Here is a 22,216-nt window from a genome sequence, read left to right as displayed (position 1 = left end):
ATGTCCCGGGCCACGTCGAGAAATTCGACGGCGGCCGGGCCCCGCACACCCTTATCAACTGAAATTCCGCTCCCAGGAGGTCGTTCATGACCCAGCACAGTCGCGACCTGTCGCGCCGCCGGTTGCTCTTCGGTGGAGCCGCAGTTGGCGCCGCCACCCTGCTCACCGCCTGCACCAGCAACGAGACCCCGGCGGCGAGCACCCAGACCAAGGCCGCCGGCAACGCCGAGGGCAACAACGCCCCGGGCAAGAAGGTCGTCATCGGCTTCTCCGCCCCGGCCGCCGACCACGGCTGGATGGGCGCCATCCACGCCAACGCCAAGGCGCAGGCCGCGGCCTACTCGGACGTGGAGTTCAAGGAGGTCGACGGCGGGTCGAACTCGGAGGCCCAGCGCTCCACGCTCGGCACGCTGATCGCCCAGAAGCCGGACATCATCGTCGTGCTGCCGCACGACGGCAAGGAGGTCAACGCCGTTGCCCTCCAGGCGATGCAGGCGGGCATCCCGATCGTGAACCTCGACCGGGCGTTCCCCGACGCGCTGGCCTCCCGGCTGGTGATCAAGGGTGACAACTACGGCATGGGCGTCTCGGCCGGGCACTTCATCGGCAAGATGCTCAAGGACAAGGGTGTCACCAACCCGGTCATCGGTGAGATCGCCGGTCTGGAGATCCCGCTGACCGTCGAGCGCAGCGAGGGCTTCAAGGCCGCCCTGGCGACCTACGGCTTCACGGTGAAGAACCGCCGTTCGGCGGAGTTCACCTCGGACAGCGGCCAGCGCGAGGCGTCCCAGCTGCTCCAGGCGCTGCCGAAGATCGACGCGATCTGGAACCACGACGACGACCAGGGCATCGGTGTGCTCGCGGCCATCAAGCAGGCCAACCGGTCGGAGTTCTTCATGGTCGGCGGCGCCGGCTCCAAGCTCGCGATCGACGCGATCAAGGCCGACAACACGGTGCTCAAGGCGACTGTCACCTACAACCCGTCGATGGCCTCGTCGGCTATCTCGCTCGCGCGGCTCATCGCGCAGGGTCGGGGCCTGGGCGACCTGACGGAGCTGCAGGTTCCGAAGGAAGTGACCCTGGCTTCGGAGACGATCACCAAGGAGAACGCGAGCAGCTACGACAAGCTCGGGTTCTGACATACCAGGGGAGGCCACCTTGTCCACGACACACAAAGAACTGCGGGTCGGCATGGTCGGCTACGCGTTCATGGGCGCCGCGCACTCACAGGCGTGGCGCACCGTGAACCGCGTTTTCGACCTGCCGGCGCGGGCCCGGATGGCGCTGATCTGCGGCCGAGACACAACGAAGGTGGCAGATGCCGCCGATCGGCTCGGCTGGGACGCGTCCACCACGGACTGGCGTGAACTGATCAACCGGGACGATATCGACGTCGTCGACATCTGCACCCCGGGCGACAGTCACGCCGAGATCGCCCTGGCCGCGCTAGCCGCCGGCAAGCACGTCCTGTGCGAGAAGCCGTTGGCCAACACGGTGGCGGAGGCGCGGGCGATGACCGCTGCGGCGGACGTCGCCCGGGCCGCCGGAGTGCGGTCGATGTGCGGGTTCAACTACCGCCGGGTCCCCGCGGTCACGATGATGCGCCAGATGGTCGCCGACGGACGACTCGGGGTGATTCGACACGTCCGTGCGACGTACCTACAGGACTGGATCGTGGACCCGCAGTTCCCGCTGGTCTGGCGGTTGCAGAAGGACAGGGCGGGCTCCGGCGCGCTCGGTGACATCGGTGCGCACATCATCGATCTGACCCAGTTCGTCACCGGTCAGCGGATCAGCGGGGTCAGCGCGGTCACCGAGACCTTCGTCAAGGAGCGGCCGTTGCCGGCCGAGTCCAGCGGTCTGGCGGCCACCGTGGACGGCGGCTCGGTGCCCACCGGGCCGGTCACCGTCGACGACGCCGCGGTCTTCGTGGCCCGGCTCGACGGCGGCGCCCTGGCCACGTACGAGGCGAGCCGGTTCGCCACCGGTCGCAAGAACGCGCTGCGTGTCGAGATCAACGGCTCGCTGGGCAGTGTGGTCTTCGACCTGGAGCGGCTCAACGAGCTGGAGTTCTACGACGCCACCCGGCCCACCGTGGAACAGGGCTTCAGCCGCATCCTGGTGACCGAGGGCGAGCACCCGTACATGTCGGCGTGGTGGCCGCCGGGCCACATCATCGGCTACGAGCACTCGTTCACGCACGAGATGCGCGACTTCATCGAGGCGGTCGCCACCGGCGTCGACCCGACTCCCTCCTTCGCCGACGCGTTGCAGGTCCAGCTGGTGCTGGACGCGGTGGCCCGCTCGGCGGAGCTCGGCTCCTCCTGGGCCGAGGTGGAACCGGCGCTTGTCACAGCCGCCGCCTGACCTCTGACCATCCGCGACGGCGGTGTTCGCACCGCCGTCGCCCGACCGGCTTTCCGACGCCGACCGGCGAGGGACCGACCGCGGATTGCGCCCCGCGGTCGGGACGAGGTCGGCGGCGGGGAGCGTGCAGCCGGGCCGTACGGCCCGGTGGCGCACGAGCAGGACGGTCGTCCGGTGCGACCGGACCGGGATTCCCCGGCCGCACCGGAGGACCGCCACCACCGGTGGAGACCGGATGCGGGGGAGGCAGGGTCGAGACGCCGACCCGACCCTGCCTACCAACCCCGTCCGCCCGCACCCGTACCGGGGACCGGTCCGTCGTCGTCGCCGCCGACGCCGACGTCGGAAAACCGGTGCCGTCCCGGTGCGGAGCGGGTGGGCGGGGTCCATCCAAGCAAGGCCGTATCTTTCCGAAACTTATTCTGATATTCCTATATTTAGCGGTACCGACGATTCCTCGAGGACGGGGAAGGAGCACCATGCGAACAGGTGTCTGGCTGATAGGAGCGCGTGGTTCCGTCGCGACCACCAGCATCGTCGGAGGGCTCGCGTTGCGAGCCGGTCTGGCCGGGCCGACCGGCTGCGTCACCGAGCTACCCGAGCTGCGCGGCCCCGCCCTGCCGGCCTTCGCGGACCTCGTCTTCGGTGGGCACGACCTGGCCGCCACCCCGCTGTCCAAGCGGGCCGAGGCGCTGGCCGACGCGGGCGTCATCCCCTGGCGGCTGGTCGCCGCGCTCCGCGACGAGCTGAGCGTGGTCGAGCAGGAGCTGCGCCCCGCACCGGTCGGCGACAGCCAGGCCGACCGGGCCGACGCCGTGGTCCGCGACCTCACCAGCTTCCGCGAGCGGCACGGGCTGGACCGGGTGGTGGTCGTCAACGTCTCCGCCACCGAGGCCACCGCAGCACCGCACCCCGGGCACACCGACCCCGACGCGTTGCGCGCCGCGCTCACCGGCCCGGACGAGGTGCTGCCACCCAGCTCCCTCTACGCGTACGCGGCGCTGCTGGCCGGCTGCCCGTTCGTCGACTTCACCCCGTCCACCGGGCTGCGGCTGCCCGCGTTGGCGGCGCTTGCCGAGCAGGCCGGCCTGCCGTACGCCGGGCACGACGGCAAGACCGGGGAGACCCTGGTCAAGTCCGTGCTCGCGCCGATGTTCGCGATGCGCAACCTGGACGTGCGCTCCTGGTCCGGGTTCAACCTGCTCGGCGGTGGCGACGGCGCCACCCTCGCCGACCCGGCCGCCAACGCCGCGAAGGTGCAGAGCAAGCAGCGGGTGCTCGGTGAGACGCTGGGCTACGTCCCGCAGGGCGGCACCCGCATCGAGTACGTCGAGGAGCTGGGCGACTTCAAGACCGCCTGGGATCTGATCACCTTCGCCGGCTTCCTCGGCACCGGCATGCGGATGGAGTTCACCTGGCACGGCTGCGACTCCGCGTTGGCCGCGCCGCTGGTGCTCGACCTGGCCCGACTCACCGCCGCCGCGCACGCCGCCGGGCACGTGGGGCCGCTGACCGAGCTGGGCTTCTTCTTCAAGGACCCGCTCGGCTCGCCCAGCCACTCGCTGGGTGAGCAGTGGGCGCGGCTGACCGACTTCACGCGGCTGCTGCACACCGGCGGGGACGGTGCCGATGACCACGCTGGCTGACCTCGCCGAGCTGGTCCGGGCGCCGGCCGCGCTCTCGGTCCCCGGTGACGTGGTCGCCGGCGCGGCGGCGGCCGGCGCGTTGGGTCCGCGTACCCCCGCCCTGGCCGGCGCCTCGGTGCTGCTCTACTGGGCCGGCATGGCCGCCAACGACTGGGCCGACCGTGGCCTGGACGCGGTGGAGCGGCCCGAGCGGCCGATCCCCAGCGGGCGGATCACCCCGGCCGCCGCGGTCGGCCTCGCGGCGGGCCTCACGGCCGCCGGCGTGGGCCTGGCCGCCGCCGTGGGCGGTCGCCGCGCCGCCGCGCTCGCCGTGCCGCTGGCCGCCACCATCTGGGGGTACGACCTGCTGGCGAAGAACACCGCCGCCGGTCCGGCCGTGATGGCCGCCTGTCGTGGCCTGGATGTGCTGCTCGGCGCGTCCGGCGGCCGGGTGACCAGGGCGTTGCCGGCGGCGGTCACCGTCGCCGCGCACACCTGGACGGTCACCGCGCTGTCCCGCCGGGAGGTCAGTGGCGCCGACGCCGCGCTGCCGATGCGCACCCTCGCGGGCACCGCGCTGGTCGCCGCCAGCGCCGCCCTCCCGCACACCCGACGCGCAGCCGCCAGTGCCGCCGACCGGAGCGGTGCCACCGCCCGGGGCCCGGCCGACGAGGTCGGCGGGCGTGCTGGTCGTACCCGCTCGGCCGGGGTCGCGGCCGTGCTGCCCGCCGTGCTGGCCGGGTGGTACGCGGTCCGCTACGGCGCGGCCCAGGTCGAGGTGATCCGGGATCCGTCGGCCGGGCGGGTTCGTGCCGCCGTCGGTGCCGGGATCACCGGCCTGCCCGCCCTCCAGGGGGCGCTGACCGCGCGCGGTGGCGCCGGCCTGCTCGGGTTGGCCGTCGCGGCGGCCGCGCCGCTGGGTCGACGCCTGGCCCGGAAAGTCTCGCCGACATGACAGCTCCCCAGCCCCGATCCGCACCGCCGACGGCAGACGCCACGACGCTGCGACTCGGGTACGGCACGAACGGTTTCGCCAACCACCGACTCGACGACGCGCTCGCCGTCCTCGCCGACCTCGGCTACGACGGGGTGGCGCTCACCCTGGACCACGACCACCTGGACCCGTTCGCGCCGGGGCTCGCGCGCCGGGTCGCCGTCCTCGGCCGCCGGTTGGAGGAGCTGGGTCTGGCGGTGGTGATCGAGACCGGGGCCCGTTACCTGCTCGACCCGTGGCACAAGCACGCCCCGACGTTGCTGCACGACGACCCGACCCGGCGGATCGAGTTCCTGCGCCGGGCCGTCCGGATCGGCGCGGACCTGGGCGCGGAGGCGGTCTCGTTCTGGGCCGGTGTGCGGCCCGAGACGGTGTCACCGCAGTGCGCCTGGGACCGGCTGGTGGCCGGCTGCGCCACAGTGGTCGACGCGGCGGACGCCGCCGACGTCACCCTCGGCTTCGAGCCGGAGCCGGGGATGCTGGTGCAGGACATCGCCGACTGGCGTCGGCTCCGCACGGCCCTCGGTGACCCGGCCCGCTTCGGCATCACCCTCGACATCGGCCACTGCCGGTGCCTGGAGCCGTGGCCGGTGCCGCAGTGCGTCGCCGAGGTGGCCGACCACCTGGTCAACGTGCAGATCGACGACATGCGCCGGGGCGTGCACGAGCACCTGGAGTTCGGCGTCGGCGAGATCGACTTCCCGCCGGTGCTGGCCGCCCTGGCCGAGGCCGGCTATCGGGGCCTGGTCGCCGTCGAGTTGCCCCGCGACTCGCACGCCGCACCGGAGGTGGCCGCCCGGTCGATCGATTTCCTGCGCGCCGCCGCCGCGACACCCGCTGCGGCGGCACCTGCTGAGGCGACACCCGCCGACGAGGCTCCGGCGCATATATAGGTGCAGAGCAAAGGGTGATGGGGGCACCTGGAGCAGCACGAGGGAGGAGACGGGATGACACCGGATTCACTGCGGGCCGCGCTGGGAGGCGTACCCGATCCCGACTGGCTGGACACGGCGCTGCGCCGGGTCGCTTCCGAGCCCACCGCGATCACCCGGCTCTTCCCCGCCGCCGGCCGACGTTGCGGTCGGGCCGCGCTGCCCGACGCCCCCGGCTGGACCGCCGACGACGCGGCCCGGGTGCTGCTGCTGACCAGCCTGCCCGGCGACCACGCGACGTACGCCGAGAGCCTCTACCAGCACGGTGACGCGGCCGAGCGGCGTGCCGTGCTGCGGGCGCTGCCCCTGCTGCCGATCGGCGCCGCCGGGGTGCCGCTGCTGCACGACGCGATCCGCACCAACGACACCCGGCTGGTCGCCGCGGCCCTCGGCCCGTACGCCCGGCACCTCGCCCCGGCCGCCTGGCGGCAGGCGGTGCTCAAGTGCGTGTTCAGCGGGGTGCCGTTGGCCGCGGTCGCCGACCTGGAGACCCGCGCCGACGGGGAGTTGGCCGCGATGCTGGCCGCGCTGGCCGCGGAGCGGAACGCCGCCGGCCGGGAGTTGCCCGCCGACGCCACCGACCTGCTCGACCGGCTCACCGCCGCACTGCCCCGGGAGGCGTGACATGCGAATCTTCGACCCGCACATCCACATGACCTCGCGCACCACCGACGACTACGAACGGATGGCCGCCGCCGGCGTACGTGCCGTGGTGGAGCCGTCGTTCTGGCTGGGTCAGCCGCGCACCAGCGCCGCCTCGTTCACCGACTACTTCGACTCGCTGATCGGCTGGGAGCCGTTTCGGGCCGGGCAGTTCGGGGTGCGGCACTTCGCCACCGTGGCCCTGAACCCCAAGGAGGCCAACGACCCGCGTTGCCGCCCGGTGCTCGACCTGCTGCCCCGCTACCTGGACAAGGACGCGGTGGTGGCGGTCGGCGAGATCGGGTACGACTCGATGACGCCGGAGGAGGACGAGGCGTTCGCCGCGCAGCTCGCCCTCGCCGTGGCGTACGACCTGCCGGCGCTCGTGCACACCCCGCACCGGGACAAGGCGCGCGGCTGCGAACGCACCCTCGCCGTGGTCGCCGAATCCGGCATCGAGGCGGGTCGCGTGGTGGTCGACCACCTCAACGAGGTGACCGTCAAGCTGGTCCGGGACAGCGGCTGCTGGTTGGGCTTCTCCATCTACCCGGACACCAAGATGACCCCGTCGCGGATGGTCGAGTTGCTGCGGGAGTACGGCACCGAGCGGATGCTGGTCAACTCGGCGGCCGACTGGGGGCGCTCCGACCCGCTGCTGACCCGGGCCACCGGCGAGGCGATGCTCGCCGCCGGCTTCAGCGACGACGACGTCGACAGGGTGCTGTGGCGCAACCCGGTGGAGTTCTACGGGCAGTCCGGGCGGCTCGACCTCAGCGACCTGGACGTCACCGCCAAGGTGGACCCGCAGACCGGCAACTCGATCCTGCGCGGCGGCAGCTGATGCGGCTGCGACACGCCGGCGGCGACACCGTCCACCTCAGTTACTGCACGAACGTGCACCCCGCCGAGGACCTCGCCGGCATCCTCGGTCAACTGGACACCTACGCCGTGCCGGTCCGCGAGACGCTCGGCGGTGACCTGCTCGGGCTCGGCCTGTGGCTGGCCGCCCCGGTCGCCGCCGAGCTGGCCGCCGACCCGACGCTGCGCCGCCGGCTGCGCACCGAGCTGGACGCGCGCGGGCTGGAGGTGGTCACCCTCAACGGTTTCCCGTACGCGGCCTTCCAGGCCCCGGTGGTCAAGCAGGACGTGTACCACCCGGACTGGACCACCGGGCAGCGTCTGACGTACACCCTGGATCTGGCCCGGGTGCTCGCCGACCTGCTGCCCGACGACGCCGCCCGGGGCTCGATCTCCACCCTGCCGCTGGCCTGGCGGCAACCGTGGGACACCGCGCGGGCCGACGCGGCCCGAGGCCGGTTGGATGAGCTGGCCGCCGGCTTGGCCGCCGTGCAGCGGGACACCGGCCGCGAGGTGCGGGTCGCCTTCGAGCCGGAGCCCGGCTGCGTCGTGGAGAGCACCGGTCAGGCGGCCGAGCTGCTGTCCGGGATGGACACCGAACGGTTGGGCGTCTGCGTCGACCTGGCGCACCTGGCGTGCGCCTGGGAGGAGCCGGCCGAGGCCCTGGAGCGTCTGCGGGCCGCCGGGCTGCCGGTGGTGAAGGTGCAGGTCTCCGCCGCCGTCGAGGCCGCCGACCCGGAGGGCGGGGCCGACGCGCTGCGCCGCTGGGTGGAGCCGCGCTTCCTGCACCAGACCCGGGGCGCCGGGTGCGCCGGTCTGGCCGACCCGGCCGACCCGGCGTACGCGGCCGACGACCTGGACGAGGCACTGGACCGGGAGCTGCCCGGCCCGTGGCGGGTGCACTACCACGTGCCGCTGCACGCCCCACCCGAGGAGCCGCTCGGCTCGACCCTGCCGGTGCTCCGCGCGGCCCTGAGAGCGCTCTTCGACGGCCCGGCCGCCGGCTGCGACCACCTCGACGTCGAGACGTACACCTGGGGGGTGCTGCCGGCCGCACGACGGCCCGGCACCGACGCGGAGCTGGCCGCCGGCATCGCCGCGGAGCTGGCCTTCGCCCGAGACGAACTGGTCGGCCTCGGCCTGACCACAGACCGAACCGTGAGCATGGGGGTGACGCGATGAGCCGACGACTTGTGGTCCTCGACGTGGTGGGGTTGACGCCCCGACTACTGGCGCACATGCCCCGGCTGCGGGGTGTCGCCGACGGCGGCTTCCGGGCCGAGCTGGGCACCGTGCTGCCCGCGGTGACCTGCTCGGTGCAGTCCACCTTCCTCACCGGCGAGCCGCCCAGCGGGCACGGGATCGTCGGCAACGGGTGGTATTTCCGGGAGCTGGGTGAGGTGTTGCTGTGGCGGCAGCACAACGCGCTGGTCGGCGGGGACAAGCTCTGGCAGGCCGCCCGTCGGGCCGAGCCCGGCTACACCGTGGCCAACGTCTGCTGGTGGTACGCCATGGGCGCGGACGTCAACTGGACGGTGACGCCCCGCCCGGTCTACTACGCCGACGGGCGCAAGGAACCGGACTGCTACACCGACCCGCCGGAGCTGCACGACGCGCTCACCGGGCGGCTGGGCACGTTCCCGCTGTTCACCTACTGGGGGCCGACCGCCGGGTTGCCGTCGTCGCGATGGATCTGCCAGGCGGCCGAGCAGATCCTGGCCGACGTGTCACCCGACCTCACCCTGGTCTACGTCCCCCACCTCGACTACGACCTGCAACGCTTCGGCCCGTCGTCGGCCCAGGCCGCCGCCGCGGCAGCCGAGCTGGACGCGGTGCTCGGGCCGCTGCTGGACGCCGCCCGCGCCCGCGACGCCACGGTGGTGGTGCTGTCCGAGTACGGCATCACCGACGTGTCCCGGCCGGTGGACGTCAACCGGCTGCTGCGCGCCGAGGGGCTGCTGCGGGTGCACACCCAGGCCGGAATGGAATACCTCGACCCGTGGACGTCGAAGGCGTTCGCGGTCGCCGACCACCAGATCGCGCACGTCTACGTGAAGGATCCGGCCGACGTGCCGGCGGTGGCGAAGCTCTGCGCCGGCCTGCCCGGGGTGGCCGAGGTGCTCGACGCCGAGGGCAAGGCCGCGCACGGTCTGGACCATCCGCGCGCCGGTGAGCTGGTGTTGGTGGCCGAGCCGGACGCCTGGTTCACGTACTACTACTGGCTCGACGACGACCGGGCACCGGACTTCGCCCGGCTGGTGGAGATCCACCGCAAGCCCGGGTACGACCCGGCCGAGCTGTTCTTCGACCCGGCCAACCCCGGTGCCGCGAAGGCCCGCGCCGGGGTGGCCCTGGCCCGCAAGAAGCTCGGCATGCGGTACCTGATGAGCGCCGTCGGCCTGGACGCCGGAGCGCGGGCGGTGAAGGGCTCGCACGGACGGCTGCCGGACGACCCGGCGGACGCCCCGGTGCTGCTCTGCTCCGATCCGACGGCCGCCCGGGACAAGATCGCGGCCACCGAGGTCAAGGCGCTGCTGCTGGAGCTGGCCGGGCTGCGTGACGGCGGGCCGGGGGAGGGGTCGTGACGCTGACCGTCGCGCCCGCCGACGCCGGCGGGCTGCGGGCGCGTTTCGACGCCGAGTTGGCCGGGTTCCTCGAACGGCAGGGCCCGGACTGGCCCGACGGCGCGCCGCGCGGCGTGTTCACCGCGTTGCAACGGTTCGTGCTGGCCGGCGGCAAGCGGCTCCGCCCGCTGTTCTGCTACTGGGGCTGGCGCGGCGCGGGGGCACCCGACGGCACCCCGATCGTGGTGGCCGCGGCGGCGCTGGAGCTGTTCCACGCGTTCGCGCTGATCCACGACGACATCCTGGACGGCAGTGACCGCCGCCGGGGTGAGCCGTCGGTGCACCGGCTCTTCGCCGACCTGCACGCCCGCTCGGCGTGGCGCGGCGACCCGGAGGCGTACGGGCGCAACACCGCCCTGCTCTGCGGGGACCTCTGCGCGGCCTGGTCGGATCAGATGTTCCACGAGTGCGGGCTGAGCACCGAGCAGGTGCACCGGGGGTACGGCGTGTTCGCGCTGATGCGGACCGAGGTGATCGCGGGGGAGTACCTGGACCTGGTCTCGGGTGTGGGTGACGGTTCGGTGGCCAGCGCGCTCACCGTGATCCGGATGAAGGCCGCCCGCTACACGGTGACCCGGCCGTTGCAGATCGGGGCGGCCCTGGCCGGCGCGGAGCCGGACCTGATCGCCGCGCTCGGCGAGTTCGGTGACCCGTTGGGTGACGCGTTCCAGCTCCGTGACGACGTGCTTGGCGTCTTCGGGGACCCGGCGGTCACCGGCAAGTCGGTCCTGGACGACCTGCGTGAGGGCAAGCCCACGGTGATGATGGCGCTGGCGCGCAGTGCCGCCGACCGGTCGCAGACCGTCCGGCTGCGGGAGTTGTTCGGCAATCCGGCGCTGGACGCCGACGGCGCGGCGGAGCTGCGCGGGATCATCGAGACGACAGGTGCCCTGGAACGGATCGAGCAGATGATCCGTGTCCGGACCGAGGCCGCGCTCGGTGCCCTCCAGAACGCGATGGTGGCCGACGAGGCGCGTGCGGCGCTTGTTGCGCTGGCCGGACAGGCGATCGACCGCCGGGCGTGATCGCCAACTTTCGATCAGATCGACGAAAGTTGGCGCTTGGCCGCCGGAAGGTATGGACACATCGACACCCTTAACTTAGTGTCGTGGCCAACACGACAATGTTTCGTCGAGGTGAACCGGCGGCGCGGTAACCCATCGACCCCCACCATCACCGCTACGGCATCCGGCGCGACGGCGCGCGCCCGCCTGGCAGTCACTCGTCAGGAAGGGGCAGCACACATGTCCATGAAGGACGCTCCACACCATCGCTCTCGACGATGGTCCTCCGCTGGCTCAGCGCTGCTGCTGGCGGTCACCGCCGGCACCGTCGCCCTGGCCGCCGGTTCGGCCCCCGCACAGGCGCACACGATCGTCGCCACCGACTTCCAGCAGGTCGAGCTCGCCCGTGGCGTGACCGACATGGGCGAGCCGATGTCGCTGGCCGTGCTGCCGGACCGTTCCGTCCTGCACACCGCCCGCAACGGCACCCTGCGCCGCACCGACGCGAGCGGCACCACCTCCGTGATCGGCACCCTGTCGGTCTACAACCACGACGAGGAGGGGCTGCAGGGCGTCGGGGTCGACCCCAACTTCGCCAGCAACCGGCAGATCTTCCTCTACTACGCGCCGCCGCTGTCCACCCCCGGCGGCGACGCGCCGGCCACCGGCACCGACTTCTCCGCCTGGCAGGGAGTGAACCGCCTCTCCCGGTTCACCCTCAACGCCGACTTCACGATCAACCAGTCCAGCAAGGTCGACGTGCTCGACGTGCCGGCCGACCGCGGCCTGTGCTGCCACGTCGGCGGCGACATCGACTTCGACGCCGCCGGCAACCTGTACCTGTCCACCGGTGACGACACCAACCCGTTCGAGTCCGCCGGCTACTCGCCGCTGGACGAGCGGACCAACCGCAACCCGGGGTACGACGCGCAACGCAGCGCCGGCAACACCAACGACCTGCGCGGCAAGATCCTGCGGATCAAGGTGAACGCCAACGGCACGTACTCCATCCCGTCGGGCAACCTGTTCGCCCCCGGCACGGCCAGGACCCGGCCGGAGATCTACGCGATGGGTTTCCGCAACCCGTTCCGGATCAGCGTGGACAAGGCCACCGGGGTCGTCTACGTCGGTGACTACGGGCCGGACGCCGGCACCACCAGCTCCACCCGCGGGCCGTCCGGTCAGGTCGAGTTCAACCGGGTCGCCGCACCGGGCAACTACGGCTGGCCGTACTGCACCGGCACCAACACCTCCACCGAGACGTACAACGAGTGGGACTTCGCCGCCAACACCGGCGGCGCCAAGTACAACTGCGCCAGCGGGCCCACCAACAACTCGTTCCGCAACACCGGCCTGACCACCCTGCCGCCGGCCCAGCCCGCCTGGATCCGGTACGCCGGCGACGCCGGCACCCCGACCGAGTTCGGCGGCGGCTCCGAGTCGCCGATGGGTGGCCCGGTCTACCGGCACAACGCCTCGTCGACCTCCACCACCAAGTTCCCGCAGTCCTTCGACGGGCAGTTCTTCGCCACCGAGTTCGGCCGGGGCTGGATCAAGCCGATCCACGTCAACTCCGACGGCTCCCGGGGCGCCATCGACACCTTCCCCTGGGTCGGCAAGCAGGTGATGGACTCCGCGTTCGGCCCGGACGGCGCGTACTACGTGCTCGACTACGGCACCGGCTACTTCAACGGCGACGCCAACTCGGCGCTCTACCGCTTCGACCACGTCGGCGGCGGCAACCGGGCACCGACGGCCGTGGCCGGCGCCAACCGGACCTCCGGTGCGGCACCGCTCGCGGTGACCTTCTCCTCGGCGGGCTCGTCCGACCCCGAGGGCGGCACGCTGACGTACTCGTGGGCCTTCGGCGACGGGACCACCTCGACCGCCGCCAACCCGACGAAGACCTACACCACCAACGGCACCTACACCGCCACGCTGACGGTGCGGGACCCGCAGGGCGCCACCGGCAGCAGCAGCGTGCGGATCAGCGTCGGCAACACCGCGCCCACCGTCACCATCAACAACCCCGGCAACGGCCAGCTGTTCGGCTTCGGCGACACGGTGCCGTACAGCATCACGGTCACCGACCCGGAGGACGGCACGATCGACTGCACGAAGGTCAAGATGACCTACGTGCTCGGCCACGACCAGCACGGGCACCAGATCACCTCGAAGACCGGGTGCTCCGGCTCGATCACCATCCCGGTCGACGGTGAGCACGACGACGCGGCGAACATCTTCGCGATCTTCGACGCCGAGTACACCGATGCCGGCGGGCTGACCACCCACACCCAGCACACGCTGCCGCCGCGGCACCGGCAGGCCGAGTTCTACGGCACCTCGTCCGGGATCAACGTGTTCAGCAAGGCCACGGCCGAGGGCGGCAAGACCGTCGGCGACATCAACAACGGTGACTGGATCGCGTTCCAGCCGTACCGGCTGGGCAACGTGACCTCGTTCAACGCCCGGGTCTCCTCGGCGGGTGCCGGCGGCACCCTCCAGGTCCGGGCCGGCTCGGCCACCGGCACGGTGCTCGGCTCGGCCACGGTCCCGGTGACCGGCGGCTGGGAAACGTTCGCCACCGTGACCGGCACGATCACCAACCCACCGACGGGTACGACCACGCTGTACCTGACCTTCGCCGGGGCGGGCACCGCTGCGCTCTACGACCTGGACGCGTTCACGTTCGTCACCGGCACCGCCACCAGCGGGAGTGGCCCGATCAAGGGTCTGGGTGGCAAGTGCCTGGACGTCCGCAACGCCGCCACCGCCGACGGCACGCAGATCCAGATCTACACCTGCAACGGCAGCGCGGCCCAGACCTGGGCGGTCACGCCGAACTCCACGATCAAGTCGTTGGGTAAGTGCCTGGACGTCGCCGGCGCGGGCACCGCCGACGGCACCAAGATCCAGCTCTACACCTGCAACGGGACCGGCGCCCAGAACTGGGCCGCGCAGGCCGACGGCACGCTACGCAACGCGGCGTCGGGCAAGTGCCTCGACGTCTCCGGCAACAGCTCCGCCGACAACACGGCGGTCCACCTCTGGACCTGCCTCGGCGCGACCAACCAAAAGTGGATCCTGCCCTGAGCTGAGTGGTGGGGCCCCCTGTCGACGCCTACGGTTGGGCAGGGGGCCCTTCCTAACCACAGTTAGGAGAGCGATATGCGCAGACGCCTGCGACCCGTCCTCGGTGCGGCCCTGGCGGCACTCGCCGTCATCGCCTGCACCACCCCCGCAAGCCCGGCCAGCGCCGCCGACGCCCCGTACGACGTGCTGGTCTTCTCCAAGACCGCCGGTTTCCGGCACGACGCGATCCCGGTCGGCATCCAGACCATCCGTGACCTGGGCGCGGCGAACAACTTCACCGTCACCGCCACCGAGGACGCGGCCACGTTCACCACCGCCAACCTCGCCCAGTACGAGGCGGTCGTCTTCCTCAACACCACAGGCGACGTGCTCAACGCCACCCAACAGACCGCCTTCGAGTCGTACATCGCCTCCGGTCGCGGTTACGTCGGCGTGCACGCCGCCTCCGACACCGAGTACGACTGGCCGTTCTACGGCAACCTGGTGGGCGCGTGGTTCGCCTCGCACCCGGCGATCCAGCAGGCCAACGTCAAGGTGGAGGACCGGGCGCACGCCGCGACCGGTCACCTGCCGCAGACCTGGACCCGCACCGACGAGTGGTACAACTACCGGACCAACGCCCGCTCCACCGCCCACGTGCTCGCCACGCTCGACGAGTCCTCGTACTCCGGCGGCGGCATGGGCGCCGACCACCCGTTGAGCTGGTGCAAGAGCTACAACGGCGGCCGGTCCTTCTACACCGGGGCCGGGCACACCCAGGCGTCGTACGCCGAGCCGGCGTTCCGGACCCACCTACTCGGTGGCATCCGGTACGCCTCCGGTCGGAGCAAGGCCGACTGCCGTCCGGAGACCGGCTACACCCCGCTCTACAACGGCTCGACGACCGGCTGGTCCCAGGCCGGCCCGGGCAACTTCACCAACTCCGACGCCACCCTGACGTCGGTGGGCGGCCTGGGGTTGCTCTGGTACAACGTCAAGCAGTTCACCAACTACTCGCTCAAGCTGGACTGGAAGGTGGCCGGGGACGACAACTCCGGCGTCTTCATCGGCTTCCCGCCGTCGAGTGACCCGAATTCGGCGATGAACAACGGCTACGAGGTCCAGATCGACGCCACCGACGCGGTCGACCGCACCACCGGCGCGATCTACTCCTTCAAGGCCGCCGACACCGCGGCCCGTGACGCGGCGCTCAACGCGCCGGGGGAGTGGAACGCCTACGAGCTGCTGGTCGAGGGCGAGCGGCTCCAGGTCTTCCTCAACGGGGTGAAGATCAACGACTTCACCAACACCGACCCGGTCCGCTCGCTCGCCGGCCACATCGGCATCCAGAACCACGGCACCGGTGACGACGTCGCGTTCCGCAACATCCGGATCAAGGAACTCGGCACCACCCCGACGCCCGGCGTCGGCCCGATCAAGGGCCTGGCGGGCAAGTGCCTGGACGTGCGCGGCGGCAGCAGCGCCAACGGCACCCAGATCCAGCTCTACACCTGCAACGGCGGCCCGGCGCAGACCTGGACCGTGTCCGGCTCGACCATCAGGGCGCTCGGCAAGTGTCTGGACGTCAACGGTGCTGCCACCGCCAACGGCACCAAGATCCAGCTCTGGACCTGCAACGGCGGCGGCGCGCAGAACTGGGCGGCCCAGTCCTCCGACAGCAGCCTGCGTAACCCGTCGTCGGGCAAGTGCCTCGACGTCTCCGGCAACAACTCGGCGGACGGCACCGCCGTACACCTCTGGACCTGCCTCGGCGCGGCCAACCAGAAGTGGACCCTGCCCTAACCAACGAGAACGGGCGGGGCCGACGCACAAAGCGTCGGCCCCGCCCGCGCCACCCCGCCCCGCGAGTGCGGCGCGGGAGACCGGCGCGCGGCGGACTGCCGTACCTTGACCTGCATGGGGCGGTTCGCGCAGTGGCGCGGGATGGTGCTGGAGCAGGGGCATCGGCTGCGCGGTGCGCTTCGGCGCCCGGAGGAGCTGGACGACCCGTTCGACCCGACGGGCAGTCTGACCCGCCTCGACGCGCTGGTGGAGGGCTTCGCCGCCGGCCAGCCGGTGCGGTGGACCCTGGCCGGGCAGCCCCGGCCGCTGCCGGGGCCGGTCGACGCGGTGGCGTACCGGATCATCGAGGAATCGTTGACCAACGCCTGCCGGCACGCCCGGGGCGCGCCGGTCGCGGTCCGCCTGCGCTACGACGCCACGGGCATCACCATCGAGGTCCGCGACGAGGGTGCCGGCCCCCTGCCGTCCGGCGGTGGCAGCTCGGACTCCGGGCGGGGTCTGCTCGGGGTACGCAGGCGCACGGAACGCCTCGGCGGCACGTTGTCCGCCGGCCCGCGCGCCGGTGGTGGCTTCACCGTGCGGGCCGCCCTGCCGGCGCCCGAGGAGGTGGCCGAATGATGATCGAGCCGCAGGGCTTTCGCAATGGGGTGCCACGCAAATAGGGTGGGGGTGGCGACCGTGTTGGTGGCCGGTGACCCGGTGGGAGGCGCAACCCGCCGGGCTCAGGTGCGCTTCGCACCCGCCGGTGACCGTTCGGTGCCGCGTACGCCCGGTCACCCTCGCCCCGGTCCGCACCTGGAATCCCCATGACAACAGGGGAGTAGAACAATGGCGCGACCCATCACGCTCTTCACCGGCCAGTGGGCCGATCTGCCTTTCGAGGAGGTCTGCCGGCTCGCCTCCGAGTGGGGCTACGACGGCCTGGAGATCGCCTGCTGGGGCGACCACTTCGAGGTCGACAAGGCGCTCGCCGACGACTCGTACGTCGAGCGCAAGCGGGAGACCCTCGCGAAGCACAACCTCGAGGTCTTCACGATCTCCAACCACCTGGTTGGTCAGGCGGTCTGCGACCACCCGATCGACGAGCGGCACCAGGACATCCTGCCCGGCCGTATCTGGGGCGACGGGGAGCCCGAGGGGGTCCGCCAGCGGGCCGCCGAGGAGATCAAGGACACCGCGCGGGCGGCGGCGAAGCTCGGCGTGAAGACCGTCGTCGGCTTCACCGGGTCGTCGATCTGGCACACCCTGGCGATGTTCCCGCCGGTGCCGCCGTCGATGATCGAGCGCGGCTACCAGGACTTCGCCGACCGGTGGAACCCGATCCTCGACGTGTTCGACGAGGTGGGGGTGCGGTTCGCGCACGAGGTGCACCCCAGCGAGATCGCGTACGACTACTGGACGACGAAGCGGACGCTGGAAGCGATCGGCAACCGGCCCGCGTTCGGGCTGAACTGGGACCCGTCGCACTTCGTCTGGCAGGAGCTGGACCCGGTGAACTTCATCTTCGACTTCGCCGACCGGATCTACCACGTGGACTGCAAGGACGCCAAGGTCCGTACCGGGGATGGCCGGCGTGGCCGGCTCGCCTCGCACCTGCCCTGGGCCGACCTGCGCCGCGGGTGGGACTTCGTCTCCACCGGGCACGGCGACGTGCCCTGGGAGGACTGCTTCCGCGCCCTGAACGCGATCGGCTACACCGGCCCGATCTCGGTCGAGTGGGAAGACGCCGGAATGGACCGGCTGCTCGGCGCCCCGGAGGCGTTGCAGTTCGTCCGCCGGCTCGCCTTCGACGCCCCGAGCGCGGCCTTCGACGCGGCGTTCAGCAGCAAGGACTGACCGCACTCCGGACAGACCACGGGCCGGTCGCCCTGCGGCGACCGGCCCGTCGACGTGCGATTGGTCAGAGCGTGCTGGCGTTCGTGCCCGAGCCGGACGGCTTGGTGCGGGGGGTGTTGGTGGACGACGGCGACCCGGAGGTCGTGCCGACCGTGCTGGTGCCCGCCTTGGCGCCCACGGTGGCGGGCGTGCCGGCGAACGCGTCGTCGGCGGCGGTCAGCTCCTGCTTGCCGGTGCTGCCGTTGCCGGTGCCCAGCTTCTCGGCCAGTCTGGTCTGGCCGAGTTTGTCCTTGCCCTCGCTGTAGAGCTTGTTGGCCTGGGCCTGCGCGACCCCGGCCGCCTCCTGGACGGTCGGGTGGTCGAGCACCTTGCGGCCCCGAACAACGAGCTCCTCGTACTTTTCCCGGCCGGCACGGGCGCCCAGGACGAATCCCGCAGCCAGCCCGCCAAGAAACATGATCTTTCCGCGCATGGCGGCTCCTTCCGTACCTGACGCGCCGTCGCCCCGGCGAGTTGCCCCGTCGGAAGGCGACCTGTTCGCGCCTGCGTCCTCTGTCCGCAGCTAACTACCCATCCTGCTCCCCGCTCACGCATACTTGTGCCGGGATGACGATTTACCCTAATTGTCGATGCGTTGCGGGCGCTGGCCTGCGCACCTCGATCAAGGGCGTGCGGGGCGGAACCCACTGGACCACCACCGGGGGATGTCCTGTATTCTTTTCCCGTCGCACGGCACCAGCATGATCCGGGGCCGGGCGGTGCACGATCCCCTGTAGCTCAATTGGCAGAGCAGCCGGCTGTTAACCGGCAGGTTATTGGTTCGAGTCCAATCGGGGGAGCCTCTCCACCCAACGCCCGTCGGCCTCCGGCCGACGGGCGTTCCCGTACCCCCACCTCCACCTCCACCCCCACCCCCGTCGATCATGGAGTTGTGGTGCCGGGTTGAGGCGGTATTGCACCTTTCGTCCACCTCCACAACTCCTTGATCGACGCCGTTGGGATTCCGGTTTCGGTCCTTCGGACCTGCTGGGCCGGCAGGATGGTCGACGTCGACCGCCGCGTCGATTTACGGGGGGAGTGCGGATGTCCGGACGGGGCGGCCGGGCCACGCTGATCGCGGTGGCGGTCGTGCTGGCCTGGCTGGTGATCGGCGGCGTGGCCGGCCCGTACGCCGGGCGCCTCAGCGAGGTCGCCACCAACGACAACGCGGCGTTCCTGCCCACCAACGCCGAGGCGACCCGCGCCCAGGACCTCACCGACGACTTCGTCGACCGGCAGAGCATCCCGGCGCTTGTCGTCTACGAGCGGCCGGCCGGGATCACCGACGCGGACCGGCAGCGGGTCAGCGCCGACGCCGCCCGGTTCGCCCAGGTGCCCGGCGTGCTCACCCCGCTGCCCCCGCCCATCCCGAGCGAGGACGGTCAGGCCCTCCAGGTCGTCGTGCCGGTGGACGACGCCGAGGGGGAGGAGATCGAAGCGGTCGTCGAACGGCTACGCGACATCACCGGCGGTGACCGGGACGGGCTCACCGTGGACGTCTCCGGACCCGCCGGCCTGCTCGCCGACCTGATCAAGGTGTTCTCCGCCATCGACGGGCCACTGCTGCTTGTCACCCTGGTGGTGGTGCTCGTCATCCTGCTGGTGGTCTACCGCAGCCCGGTGCTCTGGATCTTCCCGCTGCTCGCCGCCGGCATGTCGTACGCCCTGGCCTCGGTCTTCGTCTACCTGCTCGCCGACGCGGACGTGGTCAAGCTCAACGGGCAGGCGCAGGGCATCCTCACCGTGCTCGTCTTCGGCGCCGGCACCGACTACGCGCTGCTGCTGATCGCCCGCTACCGGGAGGAACTGCACCGCCACGACCGACCGTGGGACGCCATGCGGACGGCGTGGAAGGGTGCCGCGCCCGCCATCATCGCCTCCGGCGGCACGGTCATCGTCAGCCTGCTCTGCCTGCTGCTGTCCAGCCTCAACTCCAACCGGGCGCTCGGCCCGGTCGCCGCCATCGGCATCGCCGCCACCCTGCTGGTGATGCTGACCTTCCTGCCCGCCCTGCTGGTGCTGGGCGGCCGGTGGGCGTTCTGGCCGCGACGGCCCCGAGCCGACCAGGCCGACCCGCGCGCCGAGCACGGCATCTGGAGCCGCGTCGCCGGCTTCGTGGCCCGGCACGCCCGACCGATCTGGCTGAGCACCGCCGTCGTGCTGGCCGCCCTCACGCTGGGCCTCACCCAGCTCGGTGCCACCACGCTCGGGCAGTCCGACCTGTTCACCCAGCGCACCGACTCGGTGGACGGTCAGGAGGTGATCGCCCGGCACTTCCCCGCCGGCACGGGCAGCCCGGCCACCATCTTCACCACCCAGCAGACCGCCCAACAGGTCGCCCAGGTGGCGCAGGGCGTGCCCGGCGTCGCCGACGTCCGACCCCGCAGCGCCGGCCCGCAGACCGGCCCACCCGAGGAGAACGCCCCACCCAAGGTCGTCGACGGGCGGGTGCAACTGGAAGCGACCCTGGCCGACCCGCCCGACAGCGACGGCGCCGAGCGGACCATCCGGGAGCTGCGTGTCGCCGTACACCGGGTGGCCGGCGCGGACGCGGTGGTCGGCGGCTTCACCGCGATCAACGTGGACACCTCCGACGCCGCGAAGCGCGACCAGAACGTCATCATCCCGGTGGTGCTGGTGGTCATCGCGGTCATCCTGGCCCTGCTGCTTCGGGCACTGCTCGCCCCGCTGTTGCTGATCGGCACCGTGCTGCTCAGCTTCGCGGCGACCCTCGGCCTCTGCGCGCTGCTGTTCCGGCACGTGTTCGACTTTCCCGGTGTGGACTCGTCGTTCCCGCTGTTCGCGTTCGTCTTCCTGGTCGCCCTCGGCATCGACTACAACATCTTCCTCATGAGCCGGGTCCGCGAGGAGTCGGTCAAGCGCGGCACCCGCGCCGGTGTGCTCACCGGCCTCGCCGTCACCGGCGGAGTGATCACCTCCGCCGGCATCGTGCTCGCGGCGACCTTCTCCGCCCTCGCCGTCCTGCCACTCGTGGTGCTCGTCGAGCTGGGTACGGCGGTCGCGATCGGGGTACTGATCGACACGATCATCGTCCGGTCGTTGCTGGTGCCCGCGCTCGCGTACGACATCGGGCCGAAGATCTGGTGGCCGGGCCGGTTGTCCCGGGCGAACGGTGAGCGGGAGGCGCGTGATGCTGGCTGAGACGGACGTGGTCATCGTCGGCGGTGGCCTGGCCGGCCTCGCCGCCGCCCGCCGGCTGCACCGCGCCGGTGTGCCCTGGCGGCTGCTGGAGGCCAGCGGCCGGCTCGGCGGCCGGGTCGCCACCGACGTCGTCGACGGCTACCTCATCGACCGTGGGTTCCAGGTGCTCAACACCGCATACCCGCAGCTCGGCACGTTGCTCGACACCGACCGGCTGCACCTCGGATACTTCACCTCCGGCGTGCTGGTGCGCCGGGGCGACGACCTGCTGCGGCTGGTCAACCCGCTGCGCGAGCCGACCGGCGCCCCCGGCACCGCGCTCGCCGGAGTCGGCTCCCTGCTCGACCGGCTCCGCTTCGCCGCGCTCGCGACCGGCTGCGCCACCCTGCCGGTGTCCCGGCTGCTCGCCGCGCCGGAGACCAGCGCCGAGACGGCACTGCGCCGGGCGGGCCTCTCCGACGCCATCATCGAGGAGCTGCTGCGGCCATTCCTGTCCGGTGTGTTCATCGACCGGGAGTTGGCCACGTCCAGCCACGTACTCGCGATGGTGTTGCGCTCCTTCGCCCGCGGCCGGATCGGCCTGCCCGCCGAGGGCATGGCCGCGCTGCCCCGGGCCATCGCCGACCCGCTGCCCGCCGACCTGCTCGACCTGGACACCCCCGTCGCGGAGGTCGCGCCCGGCCGGGTCCGCACCCAGGCCGGCGACATCCACTGCCGGGCCGTCGTGGTCGCCGTCGACCCACCCGCGGCGCCCGCGCTGCTGCCGGCCCTGGCGACGGTACGCATGCACAGCTACACCACCTACTACCACAGCGCACCGGAGCCGCCGCTCACCGAGCCGATCCTGCTCGTCGACGGCGACCGGCGGGAGATCATGGCCAACACGGTGGTGCTCAGCAACGCCACGGCGACCTACGCGCCCGCCGGTCGGCACCTGGTGGCCACCTCGGTGGTCGGCCCGACCGCCCCACCCGAGTCGACCATCCGGGCCGAGTTGACCCGGCTGTACGGCCGATCCACCACCGACTGGACCCACCTCACCACAGTGGCCGTCCCCCAGGCGCTGCCCGCCGCACCGCCACCGCAGGGACGGCTGCGCAAGCCCGTGTCGTTGGGGGAGGGCCTGTTCGTGGCCGGTGACCACCGGGACAGCCCATCGATCCAGGGCGCTCTGGCCAGCGGGTGGCGAGCTGCCGGCGCGGTGCTGGACGAGCTGCGCGCCGGCTGACAGTCGTACCCGAGCACGCTGTTATATTCC

At 71.9% G+C, this 22,216-nt stretch carries 17 protein-coding genes and 1 tRNA gene; 17 read left to right on the top strand and 1 reads right to left on the bottom strand.

All coding sequences use genetic code 11. The features are described from left to right. The first annotated feature begins 86 nt into the window (after nt 1-86). The 14 genes from ACGFIQ_RS28185 (at nt 87) to ACGFIQ_RS28120 (ending at nt 17,757) form a co-directional block, all read left to right on the top strand. Complete coding sequence (locus ACGFIQ_RS28185; protein ID WP_393248514.1) at nt 87-1,139, top strand: substrate-binding domain-containing protein; 1,053 nt, start codon at nt 87-89, stop codon at nt 1,137-1,139. 52 nt (nt 1,140-1,191) lie between these two features. Then, nucleotides 1,192-2,367, top strand: coding sequence for a Gfo/Idh/MocA family protein (locus ACGFIQ_RS28180; protein ID WP_393248619.1), 1,176 nt, complete (start codon nt 1,192-1,194; stop codon nt 2,365-2,367). 479 nt (nt 2,368-2,846) lie between these two features. Then, a complete protein-coding gene (locus ACGFIQ_RS28175) occupies nt 2,847-4,013 on the top strand; it encodes an inositol-3-phosphate synthase (RefSeq protein WP_393248513.1) in 1,167 nt (388 codons plus the stop codon). Continuing rightward, nucleotides 3,997-4,947 (top strand): SCO3242 family prenyltransferase, encoded by a 951-nt coding sequence (locus tag ACGFIQ_RS28170; protein WP_393248512.1) that lies wholly within the window; start codon nt 3,997-3,999, stop codon nt 4,945-4,947. Before ACGFIQ_RS28175 ends, ACGFIQ_RS28170 begins: the two co-directional genes overlap by 17 nt. After that, entirely contained in the window at nt 4,944-5,879 is a 936-nt protein-coding gene (locus ACGFIQ_RS28165) for a sugar phosphate isomerase/epimerase family protein (RefSeq protein WP_393248511.1), read from the top strand. The genes ACGFIQ_RS28170 and ACGFIQ_RS28165 overlap by 4 nt, the downstream gene beginning before the upstream one ends. A gap of 54 nt (nt 5,880-5,933) precedes the next feature. Further along, on the top strand, nt 5,934-6,542 hold the full coding sequence (locus ACGFIQ_RS28160) for an EboA domain-containing protein (protein ID WP_393248510.1): 609 nt from the start codon (nt 5,934-5,936) through the stop codon (nt 6,540-6,542). 1 nt (nt 6,543) lies between these two features. Then, nucleotides 6,544-7,401: a TatD family hydrolase gene (locus ACGFIQ_RS28155; protein ID WP_393248509.1), complete on the top strand. Its 858-nt coding sequence runs from the start codon at nt 6,544-6,546 to the stop codon at nt 7,399-7,401. After that, on the top strand, nt 7,401-8,600 hold the full coding sequence (gene eboE / locus ACGFIQ_RS28150) for a metabolite traffic protein EboE (protein WP_393248508.1): 1,200 nt from the start codon (nt 7,401-7,403) through the stop codon (nt 8,598-8,600). The genes ACGFIQ_RS28155 and eboE overlap by 1 nt, the downstream gene beginning before the upstream one ends. Next, entirely contained in the window at nt 8,597-10,003 is a 1,407-nt protein-coding gene (locus tag ACGFIQ_RS28145) for an alkaline phosphatase family protein (RefSeq protein ID WP_393248507.1), read from the top strand. Before eboE ends, ACGFIQ_RS28145 begins: the two co-directional genes overlap by 4 nt. Next, nucleotides 10,000-11,067, top strand: coding sequence for a polyprenyl synthetase family protein (locus tag ACGFIQ_RS28140; RefSeq protein WP_393248506.1), 1,068 nt, complete (start codon nt 10,000-10,002; stop codon nt 11,065-11,067). The genes ACGFIQ_RS28145 and ACGFIQ_RS28140 overlap by 4 nt, the downstream gene beginning before the upstream one ends. Before the next feature lie 219 nt (nt 11,068-11,286). Continuing rightward, entirely contained in the window at nt 11,287-14,139 is a 2,853-nt protein-coding gene (locus ACGFIQ_RS28135; RefSeq protein ID WP_393248505.1) for an RICIN domain-containing protein, read from the top strand. Nucleotides 14,140-14,214: 75 nt separating this feature from the next. After that, a complete protein-coding gene (locus ACGFIQ_RS28130) occupies nt 14,215-15,921 on the top strand; it encodes a ThuA domain-containing protein (protein WP_393248504.1) in 1,707 nt (568 codons plus the stop codon). 114 nt (nt 15,922-16,035) lie between these two features. Beyond that, a complete protein-coding gene (locus ACGFIQ_RS28125) occupies nt 16,036-16,539 on the top strand; it encodes a sensor histidine kinase (RefSeq protein WP_393248503.1) in 504 nt (167 codons plus the stop codon). A 210-nt stretch (nt 16,540-16,749) separates the two neighbouring features. Then, nucleotides 16,750-17,757 carry a sugar phosphate isomerase/epimerase family protein gene (locus ACGFIQ_RS28120; RefSeq protein WP_357070937.1) on the top strand — a complete coding sequence of 336 codons (1,008 nt, stop codon included), beginning with the start codon at nt 16,750-16,752 and terminating at the stop codon, nt 17,755-17,757. 64 nt (nt 17,758-17,821) lie between these two features. Here the strand turns inward: ACGFIQ_RS28120 and ACGFIQ_RS28115 are convergent, their stop codons facing one another. After that, on the bottom strand, nt 17,822-18,229 hold the full coding sequence (locus ACGFIQ_RS28115; RefSeq protein ID WP_393248502.1) for a hypothetical protein: 408 nt from the start codon (nt 18,227-18,229) through the stop codon (nt 17,822-17,824). A gap of 294 nt (nt 18,230-18,523) precedes the next feature. On the opposite strand from ACGFIQ_RS28115, the gene ACGFIQ_RS28110 reads away from it, so the two are divergent. The 3 genes from ACGFIQ_RS28110 (at nt 18,524) to ACGFIQ_RS28100 (ending at nt 22,186) form a co-directional block, all read left to right on the top strand. After that, nucleotides 18,524-18,596: transfer RNA gene (locus ACGFIQ_RS28110), tRNA-Asn, on the top strand. Between the two features lie 244 nt (nt 18,597-18,840). Continuing rightward, nucleotides 18,841-20,958, top strand: a complete 2,118-nt coding sequence (locus tag ACGFIQ_RS28105; protein ID WP_393248501.1) for an MMPL family transporter — start codon at nt 18,841-18,843, stop codon at nt 20,956-20,958. Further along, nucleotides 20,948-22,186 carry an NAD(P)/FAD-dependent oxidoreductase gene (locus tag ACGFIQ_RS28100; RefSeq protein ID WP_393248500.1) on the top strand — a complete coding sequence of 413 codons (1,239 nt, stop codon included), beginning with the start codon at nt 20,948-20,950 and terminating at the stop codon, nt 22,184-22,186. Before ACGFIQ_RS28105 ends, ACGFIQ_RS28100 begins: the two co-directional genes overlap by 11 nt. The last annotated feature ends 30 nt before the right edge of the window (nt 22,187-22,216 follow it).

This window comes from Micromonospora sp. NPDC048898 (assembly GCF_043198035.1).
GTDB lineage: Bacteria > Actinomycetota > Actinomycetes > Mycobacteriales > Micromonosporaceae > Micromonospora.
Note: the sequence above shows the minus strand (reverse complement) of the source record. Positions and strands in the feature narration are given on the sequence as shown.